Source organism: Bacillus sp. XT-2 (assembly GCF_025696525.1).
In the GTDB taxonomy this organism is placed as follows: domain Bacteria; phylum Bacillota; class Bacilli; order Bacillales; family Bacillaceae; genus Bacillus; species Bacillus halotolerans.
Genome location: NZ_JAHVOC010000010.1, coordinates 38,764 through 58,732, shown reverse-complemented (window position 1 = coordinate 58,732; position 19,969 = coordinate 38,764). Strand labels below are relative to the sequence as shown.

Annotated in this window: 20 protein-coding genes and 2 pseudogenes; 17 read left to right on the top strand and 5 right to left on the bottom strand. The window is 39.8% G+C overall.

Annotated elements, in window-relative coordinates; translation table 11 throughout:
* Window positions 1-92: 92 nt before the first annotated feature.
* Entirely contained in the window at window positions 93-1,007 is a 915-nt protein-coding gene (locus KXD37_RS21110) for a Virginiamycin B lyase (RefSeq protein WP_254518061.1), read from the top strand.
* 102 nt (window positions 1,008-1,109) lie between these two features.
* Here the strand turns inward: KXD37_RS21110 and KXD37_RS21105 are convergent, their stop codons facing one another.
* Both KXD37_RS21105 and KXD37_RS21100 read right to left on the bottom strand, forming a co-directional pair.
* Complete coding sequence (locus tag KXD37_RS21105; RefSeq protein WP_106020907.1) at window positions 1,110-1,568, bottom strand: GNAT family N-acetyltransferase; 459 nt, start codon at window positions 1,566-1,568, stop codon at window positions 1,110-1,112.
* A 123-nt stretch (window positions 1,569-1,691) separates the two neighbouring features.
* Window positions 1,692-2,513 carry a MerR family transcriptional regulator gene (locus KXD37_RS21100; RefSeq protein ID WP_106020905.1) on the bottom strand — a complete coding sequence of 274 codons (822 nt, stop codon included), beginning with the start codon at window positions 2,511-2,513 and terminating at the stop codon, window positions 1,692-1,694.
* 142 nt (window positions 2,514-2,655) lie between these two features.
* On the opposite strand from KXD37_RS21100, the gene KXD37_RS21095 reads away from it, so the two are divergent.
* The 6 genes from KXD37_RS21095 (at window position 2,656) to KXD37_RS21070 (ending at window position 10,155) form a co-directional block, all read left to right on the top strand.
* Window positions 2,656-3,444: an SDR family oxidoreductase gene (locus tag KXD37_RS21095; RefSeq protein WP_317988170.1), complete on the top strand. Its 789-nt coding sequence runs from the start codon at window positions 2,656-2,658 to the stop codon at window positions 3,442-3,444.
* Window positions 3,445-3,585: 141 nt separating this feature from the next.
* Entirely contained in the window at window positions 3,586-3,933 is a 348-nt protein-coding gene (locus tag KXD37_RS21090; protein ID WP_106020902.1) for a DMT family transporter, read from the top strand.
* 264 nt (window positions 3,934-4,197) lie between these two features.
* The gene (locus KXD37_RS21085; protein ID WP_254518062.1) at window positions 4,198-6,150 is read left to right on the top strand and encodes a BglG family transcription antiterminator; all 1,953 of its coding nucleotides are present in this window, start codon (window positions 4,198-4,200) and stop codon (window positions 6,148-6,150) included.
* Window positions 6,151-6,298: 148 nt separating this feature from the next.
* Window positions 6,299-8,239 carry a PTS fructose transporter subunit IIABC gene (locus KXD37_RS21080; RefSeq protein WP_127695893.1) on the top strand — a complete coding sequence of 647 codons (1,941 nt, stop codon included), beginning with the start codon at window positions 6,299-6,301 and terminating at the stop codon, window positions 8,237-8,239.
* 16 nt (window positions 8,240-8,255) lie between these two features.
* Window positions 8,256-9,203 (top strand): mannose-6-phosphate isomerase, class I, encoded by a 948-nt coding sequence (gene manA / locus KXD37_RS21075; RefSeq protein WP_106020896.1) that lies wholly within the window; start codon window positions 8,256-8,258, stop codon window positions 9,201-9,203.
* 526 nt (window positions 9,204-9,729) lie between these two features.
* A complete protein-coding gene (locus KXD37_RS21070; protein ID WP_044161648.1) occupies window positions 9,730-10,155 on the top strand; it encodes a MaoC family dehydratase in 426 nt (141 codons plus the stop codon).
* Between the two features lie 204 nt (window positions 10,156-10,359).
* Here the strand turns inward: KXD37_RS21070 and KXD37_RS21065 are convergent, their stop codons facing one another.
* Entirely contained in the window at window positions 10,360-11,259 is a 900-nt protein-coding gene (locus KXD37_RS21065; RefSeq protein WP_254518063.1) for a DMT family transporter, read from the bottom strand.
* Between the two features lie 133 nt (window positions 11,260-11,392).
* Here KXD37_RS21065 and KXD37_RS21060 point away from each other — a divergent pair, with 133 nt between their 5' ends.
* On the top strand, window positions 11,393-12,841 hold the full coding sequence (locus KXD37_RS21060) for a PLP-dependent aminotransferase family protein (protein ID WP_254518064.1): 1,449 nt from the start codon (window positions 11,393-11,395) through the stop codon (window positions 12,839-12,841).
* Between the two features lie 83 nt (window positions 12,842-12,924).
* On the opposite strand, the gene KXD37_RS21055 is transcribed toward KXD37_RS21060, so the two are convergent.
* Window positions 12,925-13,806 carry an alpha/beta fold hydrolase gene (locus tag KXD37_RS21055; protein WP_106020890.1) on the bottom strand — a complete coding sequence of 294 codons (882 nt, stop codon included), beginning with the start codon at window positions 13,804-13,806 and terminating at the stop codon, window positions 12,925-12,927.
* A gap of 368 nt (window positions 13,807-14,174) precedes the next feature.
* On the opposite strand from KXD37_RS21055, the gene KXD37_RS21050 reads away from it, so the two are divergent.
* Window positions 14,175-14,948, top strand: a complete 774-nt coding sequence (locus KXD37_RS21050; protein ID WP_188323568.1) for a GNAT family N-acetyltransferase — start codon at window positions 14,175-14,177, stop codon at window positions 14,946-14,948.
* An 86-nt stretch (window positions 14,949-15,034) separates the two neighbouring features.
* Here KXD37_RS21050 and KXD37_RS21045 read toward each other — a convergent pair.
* Window positions 15,035-15,151, bottom strand: a pseudogene (locus tag KXD37_RS21045) (MBL fold metallo-hydrolase); the annotation flags it as partial.
* Between KXD37_RS21045 and KXD37_RS21040 the strand changes: the two are divergent.
* The 8 genes and pseudogenes from KXD37_RS21040 to KXD37_RS21005 form a co-directional block, all read left to right on the top strand.
* Window positions 15,147-15,331, top strand: a pseudogene (locus KXD37_RS21040) (PLP-dependent aminotransferase family protein); the annotation flags it as partial. The pseudogenes KXD37_RS21045 and KXD37_RS21040 overlap by 5 nt on opposite strands.
* Window positions 15,332-15,635: 304 nt before the next feature.
* Window positions 15,636-16,256, top strand: coding sequence for a nitroreductase family protein (locus tag KXD37_RS21035; protein WP_106020886.1), 621 nt, complete (start codon window positions 15,636-15,638; stop codon window positions 16,254-16,256).
* Between the two features lie 26 nt (window positions 16,257-16,282).
* Window positions 16,283-17,227: a ring-cleaving dioxygenase gene (locus tag KXD37_RS21030; RefSeq protein WP_106020884.1), complete on the top strand. Its 945-nt coding sequence runs from the start codon at window positions 16,283-16,285 to the stop codon at window positions 17,225-17,227.
* Between the two features lie 126 nt (window positions 17,228-17,353).
* Window positions 17,354-17,743 (top strand): DoxX family protein, encoded by a 390-nt coding sequence (locus KXD37_RS21025; RefSeq protein WP_106020882.1) that lies wholly within the window; start codon window positions 17,354-17,356, stop codon window positions 17,741-17,743.
* A 184-nt stretch (window positions 17,744-17,927) separates the two neighbouring features.
* Window positions 17,928-18,263: a thioredoxin family protein gene (locus tag KXD37_RS21020; protein WP_106020880.1), complete on the top strand. Its 336-nt coding sequence runs from the start codon at window positions 17,928-17,930 to the stop codon at window positions 18,261-18,263.
* Window positions 18,264-18,422: 159 nt separating this feature from the next.
* Window positions 18,423-19,022 (top strand): TetR/AcrR family transcriptional regulator, encoded by a 600-nt coding sequence (locus KXD37_RS21015; RefSeq protein ID WP_106020879.1) that lies wholly within the window; start codon window positions 18,423-18,425, stop codon window positions 19,020-19,022.
* The gene (locus tag KXD37_RS21010) at window positions 19,019-19,363 is read left to right on the top strand and encodes a DoxX family protein (RefSeq protein WP_106020877.1); all 345 of its coding nucleotides are present in this window, start codon (window positions 19,019-19,021) and stop codon (window positions 19,361-19,363) included. Before KXD37_RS21015 ends, KXD37_RS21010 begins: the two co-directional genes overlap by 4 nt.
* Window positions 19,364-19,491: 128 nt before the next feature.
* The gene (locus KXD37_RS21005) at window positions 19,492-19,965 is read left to right on the top strand and encodes a GNAT family N-acetyltransferase (protein WP_101864964.1); all 474 of its coding nucleotides are present in this window, start codon (window positions 19,492-19,494) and stop codon (window positions 19,963-19,965) included.
* Window positions 19,966-19,969 lie beyond the last annotated feature (4 nt).

The following is a 19,969-nucleotide window of genomic DNA, read 5'->3' as shown; positions in this document are numbered from 1 at the left end:
AGTCTGTACTGGAATTCCATTGCCTCCTGTCTCGTATAATGAGAATAGGGGGCTTTTTTTGTATAAGGTTATGCTTAAATGGAGGGATTTATTTGAATATTGAACTGCAAGAAATAGATATATTACAAGCGGATTCTGGTCCTTATGGGATAGCGGTCTCTCGTGAAGGAAATGTATGGTTTACTCAACATAAAGCAAATAAAATCAGTTGTCTTCATCAAAATGGAACAATCAAAGAATGTATTGTTCCAACTCCTGATGCACGAGTGCTGTGTTTGACCATATCTTCAATAGGTGATATTTGGTTTACTGAAAATGGGACTGATAAAATTGGAAGGCTTTCAGAAAAGGGCATATTTACAGAGTACCCATTACCCCATCCAAATTCAGCGCCATATGGAATTACTGAAGGTCTTCACGGTGATATTTGGTTTACTGAAATGAATGGAAATCGCATAGGGAGATTGACAGCAGAAGGGGTGATTCATGAATACGAACTGCCGAATAAAGAATCATATCCTTCTTTTATTACGTTGGGGCCCGATGACTCACTTTGGTTCACTGAAAACCAAAACAATGCGATCGGCAAGATAACCCAATCAGGAGAAATAACGGCATACCCAATCCCAACACCGGGAGCAGCGCCAGTAGGTCTTGCAAACGGAAATGATGGTGCCCTTTGGTTTACAGAAATAATGGGAAATAAAATAGGAAGGATCACGATGTCCGGCGAAATAACGGAATATGATATTCCTACACCAAATGCCCGGCCTCATGCTATTGCTGCGGGAGTCGAATCGGATTTATGGTTCACTGAATGGGGAGCAAATAAAATAGGAAGATTGACGAAAGAGAGAACCTTTGAAGAATATACAATCAAAACCTCTAATGGCGAGCCTCACGGAATTGGCTGTGACAAAGAAGGCAGTGTATGGTTCGCGTTAGAATGCAATAAAATCGGAAAGCTGCGTTTACTGAAATCAAGAGAAAGTGCTGAAAGAATTTAAAAAGCATACCAAGAACATAGTATGCTTTTTCATTTGCGTGAAACGCCATAATGTTACATGAATTGAAGTCTCGTCAATGTAGCTTTTCAACAGCTTAAGTACTTATAGCTCTTTTACCATGACCTTCTCGCCGTTAAAATCGAGCTCACCGTTAAATGTAAAGCCGAATTTTTGATACAGGCGCAAAGCATGAATGTTGCTCTCAAAAATGCTTAAATAAATTCTGTTACATGTATATAGCTCAGCAAGGTGATGAATAAGAGCTTCAAGCATAATGCTCCCTAATCCTTGACCTTGAAAACGCTCGTCAATGAAAAATCGGTCAAGCCACACTCTGCCGTTTTTATTTTCTTCATCAATCTCAGGAAACCATCCATACATAGCAAAACCGACTAACTCCCCTTTGTAATAAAGTCCAGCAGGTTTATAATACTGACATTCTGTTGCATCCTCTAGACATTGCTTGGTTGATTCTATATATGATATTTGGCTCTTGTGAACATGAAGAGACAGAATAGATTCACGATTCTCTTCAGTTACCGCCTTTATCTCAATACTCATAGCCATTCTCCTTTTTTCTCTTTTTCTGAAAAGGACAGAAGATTTTCAGATCAATAACGTTGTTACGCTTTCATCCACATCATGTAGTTTTACGAGGAACAATGAGTTCTGCAGTTAATCCCCTTACTTTACAATTTGCACAAAAACCTTAATTAAATACTTTTCATAGCCTTTAACTGATAGCTCATCTAACATCACTTCTTCGTAGAAAAAGCCTTGTAATTTTATATCTTTGCCGCGAGAAAAAGTTAACAATCTATCGTAAGTTTCTTTAATACGTGAATAACCGTCTCCGTGATACGCGGTTAAATATGTGCCTTTGTTTTGTACATAATGATAATGATTTAATGTTTTGTTCACTCTCGTATAAAGATAATCATAACTAAAGGGTTTACCGCTTATGATTTTCTTCGTATCCATCATCCAGCCTGGTGAATGATGGGCATCTAAATTGTGAGTGTTTACATACTTATTGTGATTGATCATGGAATTGTAAATGCTTTTATCTCCTGTAAAAGGCTCTGCTTCAGTTAATACTAATGCTTCTTCTTGCCTTTCTTCAAATAGAATAGCTGAACGATCTATTTCAGCTGCCTTCTTCGTAATTCTCGATTTCTCCGAGATTATTTTTTTCATTTTTTGAAGCTGTATAATCTTAGTGTCAAGTATTGATTCTTTACTTTCGAGAAGATAAATAAGTTCATCGGGGGATCTTTTGTTCAGATACTCCTTTATTTCCTTTAGTGGCATTTCTAATTCTTTTAGGGTTGAAATCACATGAAAAACATCGATTTGATTGATTGAATAATACCTGTAACCATTAGGAGCTTTCACTTCCGGAGAAAAAATTCCAATTCGATCATAGTGAAACAGTGTGTCTTTGCTTATCCCCATTAATTTGGCAAATTGCCCAGTCGTTAAATGAGTATGTAAATGTAAATCCATTAAAAATCTCTCCTTGACTATGGTGTTACACCACCCTTTATTATAACCAAGAAGGGCAGAGATGAGTACGATTTCGGAGTGGCTGCAGTCAAAATAGATTTCATTGATGATTCCGATCATTGTATAGCCTTGTTTGTTAAAAATGAAAATGTTGGAGGGAATAAACATGACAATCTTAGTTACAGGAGCTACGGGAACAGTAGGCGGGCACATTGTTGAGCTTTTAAATGGAAAAGGAGTTAAAGTGAAGGCGTTAACAAGGGCCATAAACAAAACAAATCTGCCTGCTGAAGTTCAGCTTGTCTCTGGAGATCTTGATCATCCTGAAACTTTACAGTCACATCTTTATAAAGTTGACGGTTTATTTTTAATGACACAAAGTGATCAATCAGACACTAAATTCTTGGCCAATCAAAGAATTGTGCAAATGGCTGAAAAAGCTGGCGTTAAAAAAATTGTGGCATTGGTGGATTATGAAGGAAACCCTATTGAAGAAGTAATTAAAAATAGCGGGATGGAGTGGACAATATTAAGGCCCGTAGAATTTATGAAAAATGTACTAAATGATTGGGCAGAATCTATTCAAAAAGAAGGATTTATCCGTACTGCATTCCCTGATAGTCTAAGCGCCAGAATCCATGAAGCTGATATTGCGGCTGTTGCAGTAAAATCTCTCACGGAGGAAGGCCATCATAAACAAACATATGATTTAACTGGGCCAGAAGCATTAAACCCGAGAAATATGTTTAAACAAATTTCAGAGGTGATTCAAAAACCTATTGAGCTGATTGAAATGACAGTAGATGAAGTGAAACAGAATGGAAGAGCAAAGGATATGACGAGCAGTTTATTGATTATTTCATCATTGAAATGGGAAAAAACCCGCCTGAACAAGTGTATACAGTTTTGCCGACAGTTGAACGGGTTTTAGGAGAGCCTGCCAGAACATTTGCCCCATGGGTAGAGGAGAATAGGCATCACTTTGAGTAGTCATTATACGGGGGCGTTTGAGAACATTGCAGGGGAGAAAGGTATCTATATTAAATAAATGATAAACAAAGGGTGACGAATCATGAGTTATGTATATCTGATCATTGCGGTGTTAGGCGAACTTACAGGAACGTCTATGCTGAAAGCTTCAGAGAGTTTTACTAAGATTGGGCCTGTTATTGGGGTTTTTGTGAGTTTTTTTATATCCTTTTTCTGTATTTCACTAGCTCTAAAAACGATTCCATTAAATGCAGCTTATGCCATATGGGCTGGACTGGGGGCAGTGGGAACCACACTGATTTCCATTCTCGTCTGGAAAGAGAAAATTAATTTTGCAAGCGGCATAGGAATTCTCCTCATTGTTGTGGGAGTAGTCGTATTAAATGCTTTCGGGCCAGGACATGGTGAAGCAGTCAGTACAGGTAAGTAAGTGTTGTGGTGAGCAGCTGAGGAGCTGCTCTTTTTTTATAAGACTTTCTTGCAATCACTAGGTGCTCATTCATGGTGAGTATCTTCTTTTTGATGAATGAACAGTAGATTTTCTGCGCATAAATCCAATTTTTCCGGAAGTTTCGGTAAAAAACGAAACTTTTAGCACTTTTATTTTACTTTATAATGTAAGCGGTTTCTTATGTAGTATACTTATACTATTAGTACATCATTTGAGTGAAACACAGGAAGGATAGAAAAACAGATGAGATACATGAATACTAGACAAAAAGACATTTTGTATCTGTTGTTATCTGAACCTGATGACTATTTAGTCGTGCAAGATTTCGCCGACAGGGTAAAGTGTTCTGAAAAAACGATCAGGAATGATCTGAAAACGATCGAAGGTTATCTGCATGAACATTCTCCTGCTCAGCTCATTCGCAAACCAGGATTAGGTGTCTATTTAAATATAGAAGAACATGAAAGGGCCCGGTTAACTCAACAATTAGGTACTGAACATTTTGGCTCAAAGCACCAGTCCGATGAAGAAAGAATTCTGCAAATCGCTTATCAATTATTAATGAACCCAAAACATGTGTCAGCAAAAGAAATTGCCGCTCAGCATTTTTTGAATAAGTCTTCCATCAAAAGGGATTTACATGAAATTGAAGAGTGGCTGAAGCGATTTGATCTCAAATTGGTGTCAAAGCAGCGGCTCGGTTTAAAGATCGAGGGAAATGAAAGAAATAAAAGAAAAGCCTTAGCCAGAATCTCTGATTTGATTGATAATCCAGAGTTTACAAGTCAATTTATCAAAAGCAAGTTCTTAAGTCATGAAGTGAAATTTGTGTCGAATGAATTCAAAACATTGCAAAAGCACCGTTCTATCTATTTCACAGATGAAACGTTCGAGAATTTATTATTGCATACATTGCTGATGATACGCCGAATCAAAAAGAAGCAGCCCATCTCGATTTCGCCAACAGAAATGGCAGCAGTAGAAAAGAAGATAGAATATAAATGGGCAATTGCATGTTTAAAACGGCTGGAAGCGGTTTTTGCCATCCGCTTCCCTAGAGAAGAAGCCGTGTATTTAACGCTCCATATACTCGGCGGAAAAGTTCGTTTTCGATCTCGGGGAGAAGAAAAAAAGGTTCTGGAAAATCCCTTGCTTCCCATGGTTGTGCGGCATTTAATCGATCGTGTATCAGAGCTAAAAATGCTTGATTTTCATAGTGATCAGGATTTGATCAACGGATTGAACATCCATCTCAATACAGTGCTAAACCGGCTGAATTATGATCTTTCTGTATCAAATCCAATGCTAAATGACATAAAAAAAATGTACCCTTATCTGTTTCATATGATCATTGACGTTCTGGAAGACATCAATCAAACGTTTGCTCTTTCTATTCCTGAGGAAGAGGCCGCTTATCTGACATTGCATTTTCAAGCTGCGGTCGAACGTTTGCACCACAGCAGCGAGAAGCGTAAAAAGGCAATCATCGTCTGCCACATGGGCATTGGAATGTCACAATTGCTGCGGACAAAAATTGAACGGAAATTTCATCAAATCGCTGTAAAGGCCTGTATTGCAAAAGCTGATTTAGCAGATTACACAACAAAACATGGGGACATAGATCTTGTCATTTCCACGATAGCGCTGGAACATGTGCCGATTCCTCATATTGTTGTATCACCGCTGTTGGAGCCTTCTGATGAGAAGAAACTAAGTGCATTTATGGATCAGGTTGACGAATCGCGACGCCAAACACAAAAAACGTTTAAGATGCTGAACAATACGACTCCTTTCTTAGTTTTTTTGCAGCAAGAGTCAGTTCATCGCTATAAGCTGATTGAACAAATGGCAATGGTTTTATACGAGAAAGGCTATGTGGAAAAGGAGTATGCCATTCATGCTGTGATGAGAGAAAAAATGTCGGCGACAAACATTGGGGCTGGCATTGCAATTCCTCATGCAAACTCTAAATTTATTAAACAATCAGCCATTGCGATTGCCACATTAAAAGAGCCGCTTGATTGGGGGGCTGAAAAAGTGTCGCTCGTCTTTATGCTGGCTGTCAAACACGAGGATCAAAACATGACAAAGCAATTGTTCCATGAACTGTCATATCTGAGTGAGCAGCCGGCATTCATTCATAAGCTGAGGAAAGAAACAAATGTTATGAGATTTTTATCTTATTTGAATTATTAAAAGCGGGGCTTTGATGCCCTGCTTTTTTTGCATATGGATAAATGCTGGTTTTTCCGGAATTAACGGTAAAAAACAGCGCTTTTACAAGCATGATTTTGATATACAGTTGTTACAGGCCTTATGATTCATACTTTAAAGGAGGACTCGTATGAAACTGTTAGCGATTACATCATGTCCGAATGGAATTGCCCATACATATATGGCGGCTGAAAATCTGCAAAAAGCTGCCGACAGATTAGGCGTCCAAATGAAAGTCGAGACCCAAGGCGGAATCGGAGTGGAAAATGAGCTGACCGGAGAGGAGATTCGTGAAGCAGACGCGATCATTATCGCGGCAGACCGCTCGGTAAACAAAGACCGGTTTGCAGGAAAAAAACTGTTGTCTGTCGGGGTTCAGGATGGTATCCGCAAACCGGAAGAATTAATTCAAAAAGCACTTAGCGGCGATGTGCCGGTCTACCGTTCAGCTTCAAATTCGGAAGCCGGCAATCAACAGGAGAAAAAACAAAATCCGATTTATCGTCATTTAATGAACGGTGTTTCTTTTATGGTTCCATTTATCGTCGTCGGCGGGTTATTGATAGCGGTTGCATTGACGCTTGGAGGTGAGAAAACACCGAAAGGCTTAGTCATTCCGGATGAATCTTTTTGGAAAACGATTGAACAGATCGGAAGTGCCTCATTCTCATTCATGATCCCGATTTTGGCCGGATATATCGCGTACAGCATCGCTGATAAGCCCGGGCTTGTACCAGGAATGATCGGCGGATATATTGCAGCGACGGGAAGCTTTTACGGCAGTGCAAGCGGCGCCGGTTTTCTCGGCGGCATCATCGCCGGATTTTTGGCGGGGTATGCTGCCCTTTGGATCAAAAAATTAAAGGTTCCAAAAGCGATTCAGCCGATTATGCCGATTATTATTATTCCAGTGTTCGCTTCACTAATTGTAGGTTTGGCGTTTGTGTTTTTGATCGGTGCACCTGTAGCGCAAATTTTCGAATCTTTAACGGTATGGCTGGCGGGCATGAAAGGTTCGAGCTCCATCCTGCTGGCATTGATTTTAGGCGCAATGATTTCATTTGATATGGGAGGCCCCGTAAACAAGGTGGCATTCCTGTTTGGATCGGCCATGATCGGAGAAGGAAACTATGAAATTATGGGACCGATTGCCGTTGCCATTTGTATACCGCCTATCGGCCTTGGGATTGCAACGTTTTTTGGAAAAAGAAAATTTCAGGAGTCGGAAAGAGAAATGGGAAAAGCATCATTTACCATGGGTCTCTTCGGCATCACTGAAGGAGCCATTCCATTCGCGGCACAAGATCCGCTTCGCGTCATTCCGGGGATTATGGCAGGTTCTATGATTGGTTCTGTGATCGCTATGATCGGCAATGTCGGAGACAGAGTAGCGCACGGCGGGCCTATAGTGGCAGTACTAGGCGCCGTTGATCATGTATTGATGTTTTTTATTGCAGTGATTGCCGGATCTCTTACCACCGCTCTTTTAGTTAATGTACTAAAAAAAGATATTCCGGTTTCTTCACCCGCCGGGCTGAATGAAGCTGCAGCATCGAATGACGTTCCGCAACAGCACAATGAAGCGGAAAGCAGACAGATGGAGAAGGCGGATATTAACAAGCTGACAGACATTATGAGTATAGATCTTATTGAACCAACATTATCAGGCGAAACCAGAGATGACATTATTGATGAAATGATTCAAAAATTGTCCCGCACAGGTATGCTGCATTCAGAGAGCGGTTTTAAACAAGCGATCATGAATCGCGAACAAGAGGGGACAACGGCGATTGGAATGAATATCGCGATCCCGCACGGGAAGTCTGATGCCGTCAAGAAGCCGAGTGTAGTGTTTGGAATCAAACGATCAGGCATTGACTGGAACAGTCTTGATGGATCAGAAGCAAAGTTAATCTTTATGATCGCTGTACCGAAAGATAGCGGAGGGAACCAGCATCTGAAACTGCTGCAAATGCTATCTCGAAAACTGATGGATGACAGCTATAGGGAAAGGCTGCTCTCTGTCCAGACAAAAGACGAAGCATACAAACTCCTGGATGAAATCATATAAAGCGGGGGAATTTTTCATGATGACTGAACCGTTATTTTTCAAGCCTGTTTTCAAAGAAAAGATTTGGGGCGGCACCGCTTTGGCTGCTTTCGGCTATGACATCCCATCAGAACGAACGGCGGAATGCTGGGCTTTTGCAGCACATCAAAATGGACAAAGTATTGTTCAAAACGGGTTATACAAGGGGCTTACGCTCAGTGAATTATGGGATCATCATCGGCATTTATTCGGACATCTGAAGGGGGACCGCTTCCCTCTTCTCACGAAAATTTTGGATGCCAATCAAGACTTATCCGTTCAGGTGCATCCGAAAGATGAGTATGCAAAAACGCGTGAAAAAGGAGAGCTCGGAAAAACAGAATGCTGGTATATCATAGACTGCCAAGAAGATGCAGAAATCGTTTATGGCCACAACGCAAAAACAAAGGAAGAACTGATCTCGATGATAGAAGGTGGAAAATGGGACAAGCTCCTGCGCCGCGTAAAGGTAAAACCGGGGGATTTCTTCTATGTGCCAAGCGGCACCGTTCATGCGATTGGGACAGGCATTCTCATTTTAGAGACGCAGCAGAATTCCGATACAACCTACAGATTATATGATTATGGCAGGAAAGATACAGAAGGCAATTTGCGCGAGCTCCATTTGGAAAAGAGCATAGAAGTGATAGACGTACCATTTGCGCCAGAGCAGCAAACGGTTCAATATAAACAAACAGATGATTTGCACATAGCCGTATTGATTGAGTGCCCTTATTTTTCAGTGGAAAAGTGGGAGTTAACAGGATCGGCAAGTTTAAAACAGCAAAAATCATTCCTTCTTGTCAGCGTCCTCGAAGGAGAAGGCCGGATAATCTCCGGCGAGCGTACATATGACTTTAAAAAAGGAGATCATATGTTGCTGCCTTACGGGTTTGGGGAATTCAAACTCACAGGGGATTCGGAGTGTATCGTATCTCATCTGTAAAATAAAACTTTATACCAGTTTCATTTTTTAAGATTGATATAAAGAACGAACCAAAGTGATCTCATTTTGAGCTAATTGAATGTTTCAATATAAAAACATACCAGCTGGTATCTTTTTTCATATTCACTCACTATGGACACCAATTCGATAGCTTCTTTTATCTTATCTGCAATTGGGAGTATGATGTCAGCAGATTAACTGCAGACAACAATCACGTTGCTAAAGACAACCTATAAAAGCTGCTTCAATTTTATATGGATAAAAAGAGAAGAAAACGAAATGTGTTTCTGAATGATTTGTTTGTAAAAAACAAGTTATCCTATTATAAACGCAGTTTTTTTTATTTCGTGGGCAAAATCATCTTTGAGCTGTCACGTTCGCTATTTCAAATGTTTCTTTCCCCAAACTGAACATTTGATCTGACAAGTTTTATAGGTAAGAATGTAAAGGATGATCTACATGAAATATGATAAAGTATTTTTTGTGTGATAGTTGATGAAGGAATATTTTGATAAGAGGTGTATTTATGAAGTTGGATGAATTTGCGATTGGACAAGTATTTCATACAAAGTCTTTTAGGGTAACAAAAGAAAATGTAATGAGGTTTGCGGAAGAATTTGACCCTCAATATATGCATGTAGACGAGGAAAAAGCGAATAAAGGCAGATTTAATGGAATCATCGCTTCTGGCATACAAACGTTAGCCATTTCTTTTAAGCTTTGGATTGAAGAGGGGTTCTATGGCGACGATATTATCGCTGGAACAGAGATGAATCATATTAAATTCATAAAACCCGTGTATCCAGACGATGAATTGCATTCAGTTGTTGAGGTGGTAGATAAGAAACCAAAGAAAAGTGGAACGGGAATACTTACTGTATTGATATTTACTTATAATCATAAAGAAGAAAAAGTATTCGAAGGTGAGTTATCAGTATTGATTAAGCAATAAATAATGTAATAGTAAAGGTTTTTGATCACCAATTGATCAAACGATGAGAGTATAATTAAGATATGCTTTTTTTGGACTTACAATGTTAAGAGCTCATCTTAGAAAAAAACATACCAAATACGATTGGTATGTTTTTTTATTCATTCATGTCATGACATGAAGCAGGGTACCGACCGATACCGTACATCAAGACAGAAAAGGAAATTAGAACTTTTTCATCTCCTTTAACATCTTTATTTTGCTTCCTTTTATGTAGGTGAAACATACCCCGCTGACAGTCACCATTCCGCCTAGCAGTGAAATAAGTGAAGGCATTTCCCCTATCCACATCCAGGAAATCACCATCGTCAAAGCAGGTGTTACATAAAGTGAAATCGTTGCTTCAGAAGCACCGACGATTGAAGTTACATATGCAAGCGCAAAGTATGGGATGACCGTCGGGAATAAACCTAAGTAAACGATAGACAATGTGGAGTTCATTGAGGCGTTTAAAAACTCCCCACATAGGCCTGGAAGAAAAACAAGCATTGGTAAGGCTGCACCCCAAATCGTGAACGTTACAAATGGAATAAAACCATACTTTTTTATATAACGGGCTTGAAAAACAAAATAAATACTCTCTGCAAAAGCTGCCAGCAGAATGAACAGAATTCCTTTCATTGAAAGCGCATGGTCTCCTGTTCCTAATGAAATAAATGACACACCCAATAAACTAATGATAGAGCCAATCCATTTAGAAAAACCAAAATGTTCACCAAAAAACAGGCGAGACAACACCGCAGAAAAGATTGGTGCTGTGGTTACGAGTAAGCTTGCAATCCCGGCACTAACTGTTTTTTCACCGATATTAAGCAAAATGTGATAGAGTGCAAAACCTAAAAACCCTAATAATAAGATGACAGGGATATCTTTCATGTCAGGTAAGCGAATTTTAGTCAGCACAGCAAAAAGCAACAATGCCATAGATCCGATTAACAAACGAAATAAAGCAAGGTGTTCGGGTGTGTAATATTCCAGACCTACACGAATTCCCGGAAAAGCTGATGCCCACAAACCGATCATAAGACTGTAAGATATGATGAGTTGCACAGTTTTCTTTTTCATGATCTTCACTCCTTCTTTACAAAAACCAACCAGTTATTTAGTGTGTTTTATACTAATAGAGATTTGATAAAATGGCTTCAACCAGTTACACAATTTTTGACCCAACCACTTTAGTTGAAGGAGACTGCTTTTGATGAGCGTTACAGAAGAAAAAACGGTTAGAAAGCTTTCTAAGTACTTACAAATCATTGATTATATAAAAGAGAAAATAGGAAATGGAGAGTGGCCGATTGGAAGTAAGATTCCAAGCCAGCGAACGCTTGCAAAAGACTTTCATGTAAATCGAAGCACGGTTATCACAGCATTAGAGGAATTGATGGCAGATGGGTTGATTGAAGGCAGAATGGGCAAAGGGACAGTTGTCATCAACAATACTTGGACACTGTTGGCTAAGAATTCTGCACCCAATTGGGAGAAATATGTAACTTCGGGAATCCAGCAGCCAAGCCGAAGAATTGTTCAAGAGATCAATAAATCAGAATCAAATTCTGATCTTATACAGCTAAGCAAAGGAGAACTTTCAAATGAGATTTTTCCTTTGTCTGCTATGAAAGAGATTATGGGCAAGGTATCTCAAAACATAGAGGCGTTCGGATATGAGGAACCAAAAGGATACTTGCCTTTAAGAGAGGCATTGAGTGATTATTTAAAAACAATAGGGATTCAGGCTTCACCTTCATCCATTCTTATAGTTTCAGGAGCACTGCAAGCCTTACAGCTTATATCAATGGGACTTTTGCAAAGAGGTTCAACGGTTTTTCTTGATCAGCCATCTTATCTTTATTCATTACATGTATTTCAATCAGCCGGAATGAATCTGACCGGACTTCCTATGGATAAAGAGGGGCTTTTGCCAAACCATATTCATATGACAAAGGGGGAACGGGGAAGAGCCATATTATATACAAACCCTTGTTTTCAAAATCCGACTGGTATCTTAATGTCAGAAGAGCGGCGGAAAGAAATCCTTGCCGCAAGCGAAAAAACGCAGCTTCCCATTATTGAAGATGACATATATCGTGAGCTGTGGATAGATGACATTCCGCCATATCCTATTAAAACAATAGATAAAAACGGCCATGTGCTATATGTAGGAAGTTTATCGAAAACGCTAAGCCCGGGCTTAAGGATTGGATGGATAGTCGGGCCAGAGCCAGTGATTGAACGTTTATCTGACATTAAAATGCAGACAGATTACGGATCGAGTTCGTTGTCTCAAAGAGTAGCGGCGGAATGGTTTACATCTGGCCAATATCAGCGGCATTTAGAACGGGTGAGACATCAATTAAAGATAAGAAGGCAATTTGTTACGAGCGCTTTAGAAACCAATATGAAGAATGCAGCTGTTTGGACTATTCCAAAAGGGGGATTCTTTATCTGGTTAAAGATATTGCCCTCGATATCTATGAAATTACTTTATAAAAAAGCCTTAACAAAAGGGATTCTTCTCAATCTTGGCAGTATTTATGCACAGGAAAAAGGCAATTATATTCGCTTGTCATACGCTTATGCATCCCTTGAAGATCTCCAAAAGGGAATTTATGAATTAAGTTTGATCATTAAGGAACTGGCAAGTAAATAAAAATGCATTCAATGTTGATAGATAGGTTCTTAGAAATTATAAGATGAATATGTAGAGTGGTGGGTGTCTCCTCATCTTACTGGCTATTCTAAAAAGCTCAGAACTCGTTCATTTATTGTTTCAGACTGTTCCAATGATAAAACATGGCCCGCATTTTTGATGATTTCTGCTTCAATTCCAGGCACTAATAAAGATGCGCGCTGTAAGGCTGAATGCGGATCATAAATGACTTCATGTTCACCTAGTAATAATAGAATCGGGACTTTTACTGATTTTAATTCTTCGTCGGTGAAAACATACGGAAATCCGTCGGCTTTAGGGGTTTGCTGTCTTGCTCCATCCTGCCACATAACTCCTGCATGAAACTGCTTCACAAAAAGTGGATGTAACACATTGCGATCTATCATCATCCACTTTAAGAAACTCTCAACTCCATTTGGTTCTGTGAGACTAAGCGCATATTTATAAAAATCGTGATGAAATGGTAAAAATGTTTCCGCTGGGCTAAGAAGAGTTGCACTTTTTACTCTCTCTGGTGCACGTAAAATAAAATTCATAGTATGAAGTCCGCCAAGTGAGAGTCCGATCATGTGAGGCTTTTCGACCCCTAGATAATCAAACACATCAAGAAGCCAATCGGCGTAACCCGTTCTTGTACCACATAAATCTGCAGGAATACTTTTATTCTTATCACCTATGATATCGATTGCATAAGTTCGGTATTTGCTACTCCAATCCGCAATGTTGGGATACCACATCGTGGAGCTAAATAGTGCCCCGTGAAGCAATACGAGTGGCGGCGCATTCTCTGGTCCGCTTGCAATCACATGCGTTTGACCGAAACGAGTGGATACATAATATGCTTTGTAGGGAACTGGCCAAAGACCAAGGCTTTCATCATAAGTTTGAAAATAGTGAATGCCATTGTCACTTAATTGGGGAAAAATTGGTGAATGGTTTGACATGCAAATTTCCTCCCGTCCTTTTTAAAAGAATGTATTGTTACGTGCAGAAAAGTAAAGTAATTGATTATAACAGAGATATTTACAATATAATACAGTTTTCGTTTTGCATCAAATACTAAATGAAATTGGGGATAAATAATTTGATACAGAAGCCTAAGAATACATATAACAGAAATCAATCGTTTCCGAGAAAGTCGCAGTGCTTTAACAAACATGCAACAAATACCTTTAGAAACGTTAAGAACAAACCTTATCAGGCTGAAGTATCATACTGAATCATGGTGAGAGCTCTTTACAGAAGTGTCGTTAAAAGAGGGGAATTCTTTTACGGATAGAATAAAAGAGGGAAAGTGATAGGAGGGTACAGTTTGCAGGAGATAAAAAAAGAACAATATAGTAAAGTCAAAACATTGATACATCATAAAGAAACATGTTGCCCGACATTTGTTTATTCAATATTAGAACAAACAATTCCGGGAGTTGTTTATGCAGATGATCAATCGTTTCTGATAGGAACCAGCTCAGGAATTTATTATGTTGCAGGGGATGAAAGGAATCAAAATGTTAATGAATTTATCGTTGAATTATACAAAAAGAGAGCCAAATCCCAAAAAAGATTTACTCTGTTTTCTCCCAATCGCTCATGGGACAGCGTAATAAAAACTGTACTGCATGATGAGTTGAATCAAATGATGCGATATGCGTTTTTTCAACAAATTTCTGCCAAAAAGGCTTTTCAGCTTCCAAAGGGGGTTACATTAAAAAGAATAAATGAGGATATCATTTCAAGCAGCACTGAATTTCAAAAAGCTTATTATGAGGAATATTGGGGTTCAGTCTCGAATTTTTTAAAAAACGGATTTGGATTTGCTGTTTTGTATGACAATTATGTTGTCAGTGAGTGCACTTCTATATTTCTAGGTGGCGATCGTGCAGAAATGGATATCTATACTCACGAAGAATATAGAGGGATGGGGTTCGCTTATATTGCTGGGAGTAAGTTTATAAATGATTGTCTCGAAAACGGCGTCAGCCCTAGCTGGGATTGTGATGTCAGCAACAAATCATCTATTCATTTAGCAAAAAAACTAGGATTTAAGATATCAACCAAATACTCCATCTTTTTTAAAAAATCAGGTTAAAAAAGACCCTTCCAAGGAAGGGCCTTTTCTTGAGCACCAAGCTGACGGAGAATATCATGCTTATTCACATGAACTCTTTTCGCCATTTAAAATGAATATGATTCGCCATCATCCGGCACTAGTACATGAGATGACATGCCTTTTTCATGAATAAAGCCTTTTAATTCTTCTCTGGATAATGCCCAATGGTTGACAGTCTCCATATCAATGAAATCCCTTTATATAAAAGCTTTATCAAAAGGGATTCTTCTCAATCTCGGCAGTATCTATGCTCAGGAAAAAGGGAATTATGTTCGCTTATCATATGCTTATGCATCGTTTGAAGACTTCAAAAGGGGATTTATGAATTGGGTTTGATGATTAAAGAATTGGCAAGTAAGTAAGGTGAAAGAAAAAAAGTTGGAGCCGGGCTAAAAGATCACACACCAAACATATAGGTTCTTATGAAACAAGCGGTGATGGCACAACTATTAACATCTGCTTCAGTGGAAAATTCCATTATTTTTTAAAAACTGTTGACATTAGAACATCCATATTTTATTATTATCTCATATTCAAGATATTTTAATTCGAGATAAATAGCCATGACCAAGCGTAAACCTGCTTGTATATAGAATCTCAATCCTTCTAATGTGATTTTTTTAAAAAATAATATCTCGAATTCGAGATAAAAGAGGAGTGGCGTAAATGGCTGAATTTTCACAGCTAGTCAAAGAAAGAAGATCTGCAAGCAACTTCCTGTCAGATCATCCAATCACGAAAGAAGAACTTAATGAGATGTTTGAATGGGTTGCATTGGCTCCATCGGCTTTTAATTTACAGCATACAAAATATGTGACGGTTCTAGACCCGGATGTAAAAGAAAAGCTGAAACAGGCCGCAAACGGACAATATAAAGTGTTTAGCTCATCTGCGGTTCTTTTGGTATTAGGAGATAAGCAGGCATATCAGCAAGCGGCTGACATCTATGAAGGATTAAAGGTGTTGGGGGTGCTAAATAAGCAAGAGTATGACCACATGGTTCAAGACACCGTTTCATTTTATGAAAGCAAGGGAGAACAATTTAAGAGGGATGAGGCGATAAGGAATGCTTCACTTTCTGCGATGATGTTTATGCTGAGTGCTAAGGAAAAGGGCTGGGACACCTGCCCTATGATCGGCTTTGATGCTGAAGCCGTGAAACGGATTTTGAATATAGATGATCAATTTGAGGTTGTCATGATGATTACAATTGGGAAAGAAAAAATAGAGAGCAGAAGGCCGCGCGGTTACCGGAAACCTGTGAATGAGTTTGTTGAGTATATCTAAATGAACATGTGAAGGAGCGGGTAAAAATGGCTAAAAAAATGATGGGAATACATCATATTACAGCAATTGTCGGTCACCCTCAAGAAAACGCAGATTTTTACGCAGGAGTCCTGGGACTTCGATTGGTCAAACAAACTGTCAATTTTGATGATCCAGGTACGTATCATCTTTATTTTGGAAATGAAGGCGGGAAGCCGGGAACAATCATCACCTTCTTTCCGTGGGCAGGAGCCCGCCAAGGCATCATTGGGGACGGTCAAGTTGGCGTGACTTCTTATGTCGTGCCGAAGGGAGCTATGGCTTTTTGGGAAAAGAGACTTGAAAAGTTCAACGTTCCATACACCAAAATCGAGCGTTTTGGAGAACAATATGTAGAATTTGATGATCCGCACGGTCTACACTTAGAAATCGTGGAAAGAGAAGAAGGAGAAGCCAATACGTGGACGTTTGGAGATATAACACCTGATGTTGCCATTAAAGGCTTTGGCGGTGCAACCCTGTTATCAGCACAGCCTGATAAAACCGCTGAGCTATTAGAAAATATCATGGGACTGGAACAAGTCGGCAAGGAAGGAGACTTCGTTCGTTTTCGTTCTGCCGGTGATATCGGAAATGTGATTGACCTTAAATTAACGCCTATTGGCCGCGGACAAATGGGAGTCGGCACGGTGCATCACATCGCTTGGCGTGCTAGCGATGACGAAGATCAATTAGATTGGCAAAGATATATTGCTTCTCACGGATACGGTGTGACTCCTGTTCAGGATAGAAATTATTTTAATGCGGTTTACTTCAGAGAACATGGGGAAATCCTGTTTGAAATTGCAACTGATCCGCCGGGCTTTGCTCATGATGAATCACCAGAAACAATGGGTGGAAGGTTGATGCTGCCTGTGCAGTATGAACCGCATCGAACACAAATTGAACAAGGGCTGCTGCCGTTTGAAGTGAGAGAGTTAGACGGATTGTAATAACGCATGAAGAGAAATAAAGAGACATATATTCAACAGATGACCGCTGGAAGTTACTGGAGGTAAATAACAAGACGTGCTCCCTTTCAGCACATCATGTTACATCAAAAATAAGGAGAGATAAAAATGGAAGATGCAGGACTATTGCTTATTCGTATTATGATTGGTGTGGTGTTTCTGTTTTATGGATCACAAAAAGTATTTGGCTGGTTTGGCGGTTACGGGATTAAAGGAACCGGACAATGGTTCGAGTCAATTGGGGTTAAACCAGGTAACGTCGCGGCCGCTATATCAGGTCTTGGGGAATTAGTAAGCGGAATTTTATTTATTTTAGGTGTATTCCTCCCGCTTGGAGCTGCTATCATAACGATCATTATGTTAGGTGCTATCGTAAAAGTCCATGGAGCGAAAGGATTTGCGAATGGCGCCGGCGGTTTTGAATATAACGTGGTGCTGATTGCAGTCTCCATCGGGGTTGCACTCATCGGTTCAGGGGCTTACGCTTTGCATTTTTAATACGAAAGTATGTAAGAACAGTTACTGGCAAGCGGTAACTGTTCTTTTGTTTTGCCATTCTCATGCAAACTTGCAGGTACCCTGCAAAGCAAAAAAGCGGATATCATAAATATAAATGTGTATAGTGAATGATACGTATCGATGCTTGGTCATGAAAAACAGACCAATTTGAAGGAGTAAATGGATGAAAGAGATGACAGAATTACATTCATTAGATGCTATAGAGCATTTTATTAAGCAGCATCAATTCAGTTTTATCTATATATCAAGACCCGGCTGTACAGTATGTCATGCTGTTCTGCCGCAGCTTAGAATATTATTGGATCAGTTTCCAAACATCACATTGGGGCATATCAATGCTGACGATGTAGAAGAGGTTGCCGGCAGATTTTCGGTCTTCACCGTCCCCGTTCTTCTTTTATTTATTGAGGGTACTGAATTTCTGAGAGAAGCGCGTTTCGTGCATTTTGAACAGCTGGAGCAGAAATTAAAAAGAGTTTATCAATTATATGAGGAATAAAATGTGCAGCTAAACGAACATGGCTTCAAGTCATGTTCGTTATGTTTTTATGAAGGAAGCAGATGGATATGAAATTCATTGACATAAAATCCAAATGCATGAAATAATACTCATAAGTAATGTTACTGAAAAATATCTTTTTGTGGAGGCTGATCCGATGTGAAAAGCAGAAAAGGACGTAAAGGGGAGGAGAGCCGGAAACGATTGCTCAAAGCTGCTGCACATGAATTTTCGATTCGGGGATTTCATGAAACGAAGGTAAGTGCCATTGTGAAAAGAGCTGGACTGACGCAGCCTTCCTTTTATCTGTACTTTCAAAGTAAAGAAGCCATCTTTGAGGAGTTAATCAACGATTTCCACTCTCGCTTAAGAAAGCTGACAGAATCACTTCTCCTGGAAACCGGATTACATGCGAACGATGTAACAAACGGAGTGCTCTCTGCTGTGGAAGCTGTTTTTCAGTTTCTGGCGGAGGACAAGGATTTAACAAGGATCGGTTTTTTTCTCAACCCAGAAGCGAAACAATTGAAACAAGATGTCGCGATGGTTTTGAAAGACAACTTAGAAGCAGAACAGCGCCTTGGCTATTTTCGTTCCGAATTGGAAATGGAAACCGTGGTGGAATGCTTGATCGGCATGATTGAACATTTGACCGATTCATATTTGTTAACCGGAATCAAAGATCCGGCAAGTCTCGCAGCGCAGGTTGTCAATCTCTTAATATACGGGATGCTTCCAAAAGGGAGTGACGCAAGATGATATCTATGATCATGAAAGTCGGTTTGGCAGCTTTTATGCTCGTGGGAGGCATCATAAAGGTGTTCCGCGTGCCCTTTCAAGTGGAGCATTGGCGGCATTATCAATATCCGTTATGGTTTCTGACTGTTACTGGTATTCTTGAAATAGCGGGGGCATTTGCTATGACAGCGGGAATTTGGAATCGGTATGCAGCATTTGGGGCAGGCGTCCTGTTTGTCGTTCTCATGGCGGGAGCGGTTCATGCGCACATTGTTCGAGCGCGCCAATCAGTACTCATGACGATCCCTGCAATGATCTGTTTGATTGTTTCTATCATTATAATCATTTGGGAGTCCACGTAAGCTATTCACTTAACAAACCAATTTGCAGGAGACCTCCTTCTCTTATCGAATAATAGAAAATAGATCTTCATTTGTACGTTATTCGTCCGGCACCAGCTGGACTTTTTTTCATAAAGGAGGAATACAGGATGGCGTTAACTTTGGAAGACATGACTGTGGAGGAGTTCGAAGCATTTCGAGGGATGTCCGTGCAAAATTATGCGAAACAAAACATACAATCGGGAACTTGGACGGAAAAAGAGGCGTTTGAGAAATCGGAACAGGCATATGAGAAAATGATTCCGAATGGACGAAACAGCAGCAATCATTTCTTTTGGAACATCACAAATGAAGAAGGGGAAAGGATGGGCTGGCTCTGGCTGTATGCTGATCCGCTTCATCCGCAAAAGGAAGCGTTTATCTATTCCTTTGGATTGTATGAAGCCTTTCGCGGTAAAGGGCTGGCTCAATTGGCGCTTCAAAGTCTGGATGAAAGAGCAAGAGAGCTTGGGGCGGAAAGACTTGCTCTCCATGTGTTTGCACATAACGAGACAGCCGTCTATCTTTATCAGAAGATGGGATATGCCATGACCAATATACGTATGCGGAAACAGCTGTGCTGATAAT

Excerpts from the sequence above, each read along its gene's own strand:
- KXD37_RS21105 (WP_106020907.1), bottom strand. The coding sequence starts at position 1,568 with ATGAGTATTGAGATAAAGGCGGTAACTGAAGAGAATCGTGAATCTATT.
- KXD37_RS21100 (WP_106020905.1), bottom strand. The coding sequence starts at position 2,513 with ATGGATTTACATTTACATACTCATTTAACGACTGGGCAATTTGCCAAA.
- KXD37_RS21095 (WP_317988170.1), top strand. The coding sequence starts at position 2,656 with ATGAAAATGTTGGAGGGAATAAACATGACAATCTTAGTTACAGGAGCT.
- KXD37_RS21090 (WP_106020902.1), top strand. The coding sequence starts at position 3,586 with ATGAGTTATGTATATCTGATCATTGCGGTGTTAGGCGAACTTACAGGA.
- KXD37_RS21085 (WP_254518062.1), top strand. The coding sequence starts at position 4,198 with ATGAGATACATGAATACTAGACAAAAAGACATTTTGTATCTGTTGTTA.
- KXD37_RS21080 (WP_127695893.1), top strand. The coding sequence starts at position 6,299 with ATGAAACTGTTAGCGATTACATCATGTCCGAATGGAATTGCCCATACA.
- manA (WP_106020896.1), top strand. The coding sequence starts at position 8,256 with ATGATGACTGAACCGTTATTTTTCAAGCCTGTTTTCAAAGAAAAGATT.
- KXD37_RS21070 (WP_044161648.1), top strand. The coding sequence starts at position 9,730 with ATGAAGTTGGATGAATTTGCGATTGGACAAGTATTTCATACAAAGTCT.
- KXD37_RS21065 (WP_254518063.1), bottom strand. The coding sequence starts at position 11,259 with ATGAAAAAGAAAACTGTGCAACTCATCATATCTTACAGTCTTATGATC.
- KXD37_RS21060 (WP_254518064.1), top strand. The coding sequence starts at position 11,393 with ATGAGCGTTACAGAAGAAAAAACGGTTAGAAAGCTTTCTAAGTACTTA.
- KXD37_RS21055 (WP_106020890.1), bottom strand. The coding sequence starts at position 13,806 with ATGTCAAACCATTCACCAATTTTTCCCCAATTAAGTGACAATGGCATT.
- KXD37_RS21035 (WP_106020886.1), top strand. The coding sequence starts at position 15,636 with ATGGCTGAATTTTCACAGCTAGTCAAAGAAAGAAGATCTGCAAGCAAC.
- KXD37_RS21030 (WP_106020884.1), top strand. The coding sequence starts at position 16,283 with ATGGCTAAAAAAATGATGGGAATACATCATATTACAGCAATTGTCGGT.
- KXD37_RS21025 (WP_106020882.1), top strand. The coding sequence starts at position 17,354 with ATGGAAGATGCAGGACTATTGCTTATTCGTATTATGATTGGTGTGGTG.
- KXD37_RS21020 (WP_106020880.1), top strand. The coding sequence starts at position 17,928 with ATGAAAGAGATGACAGAATTACATTCATTAGATGCTATAGAGCATTTT.
- KXD37_RS21010 (WP_106020877.1), top strand. The coding sequence starts at position 19,019 with ATGATATCTATGATCATGAAAGTCGGTTTGGCAGCTTTTATGCTCGTG.
- KXD37_RS21005 (WP_101864964.1), top strand. The coding sequence starts at position 19,492 with ATGGCGTTAACTTTGGAAGACATGACTGTGGAGGAGTTCGAAGCATTT.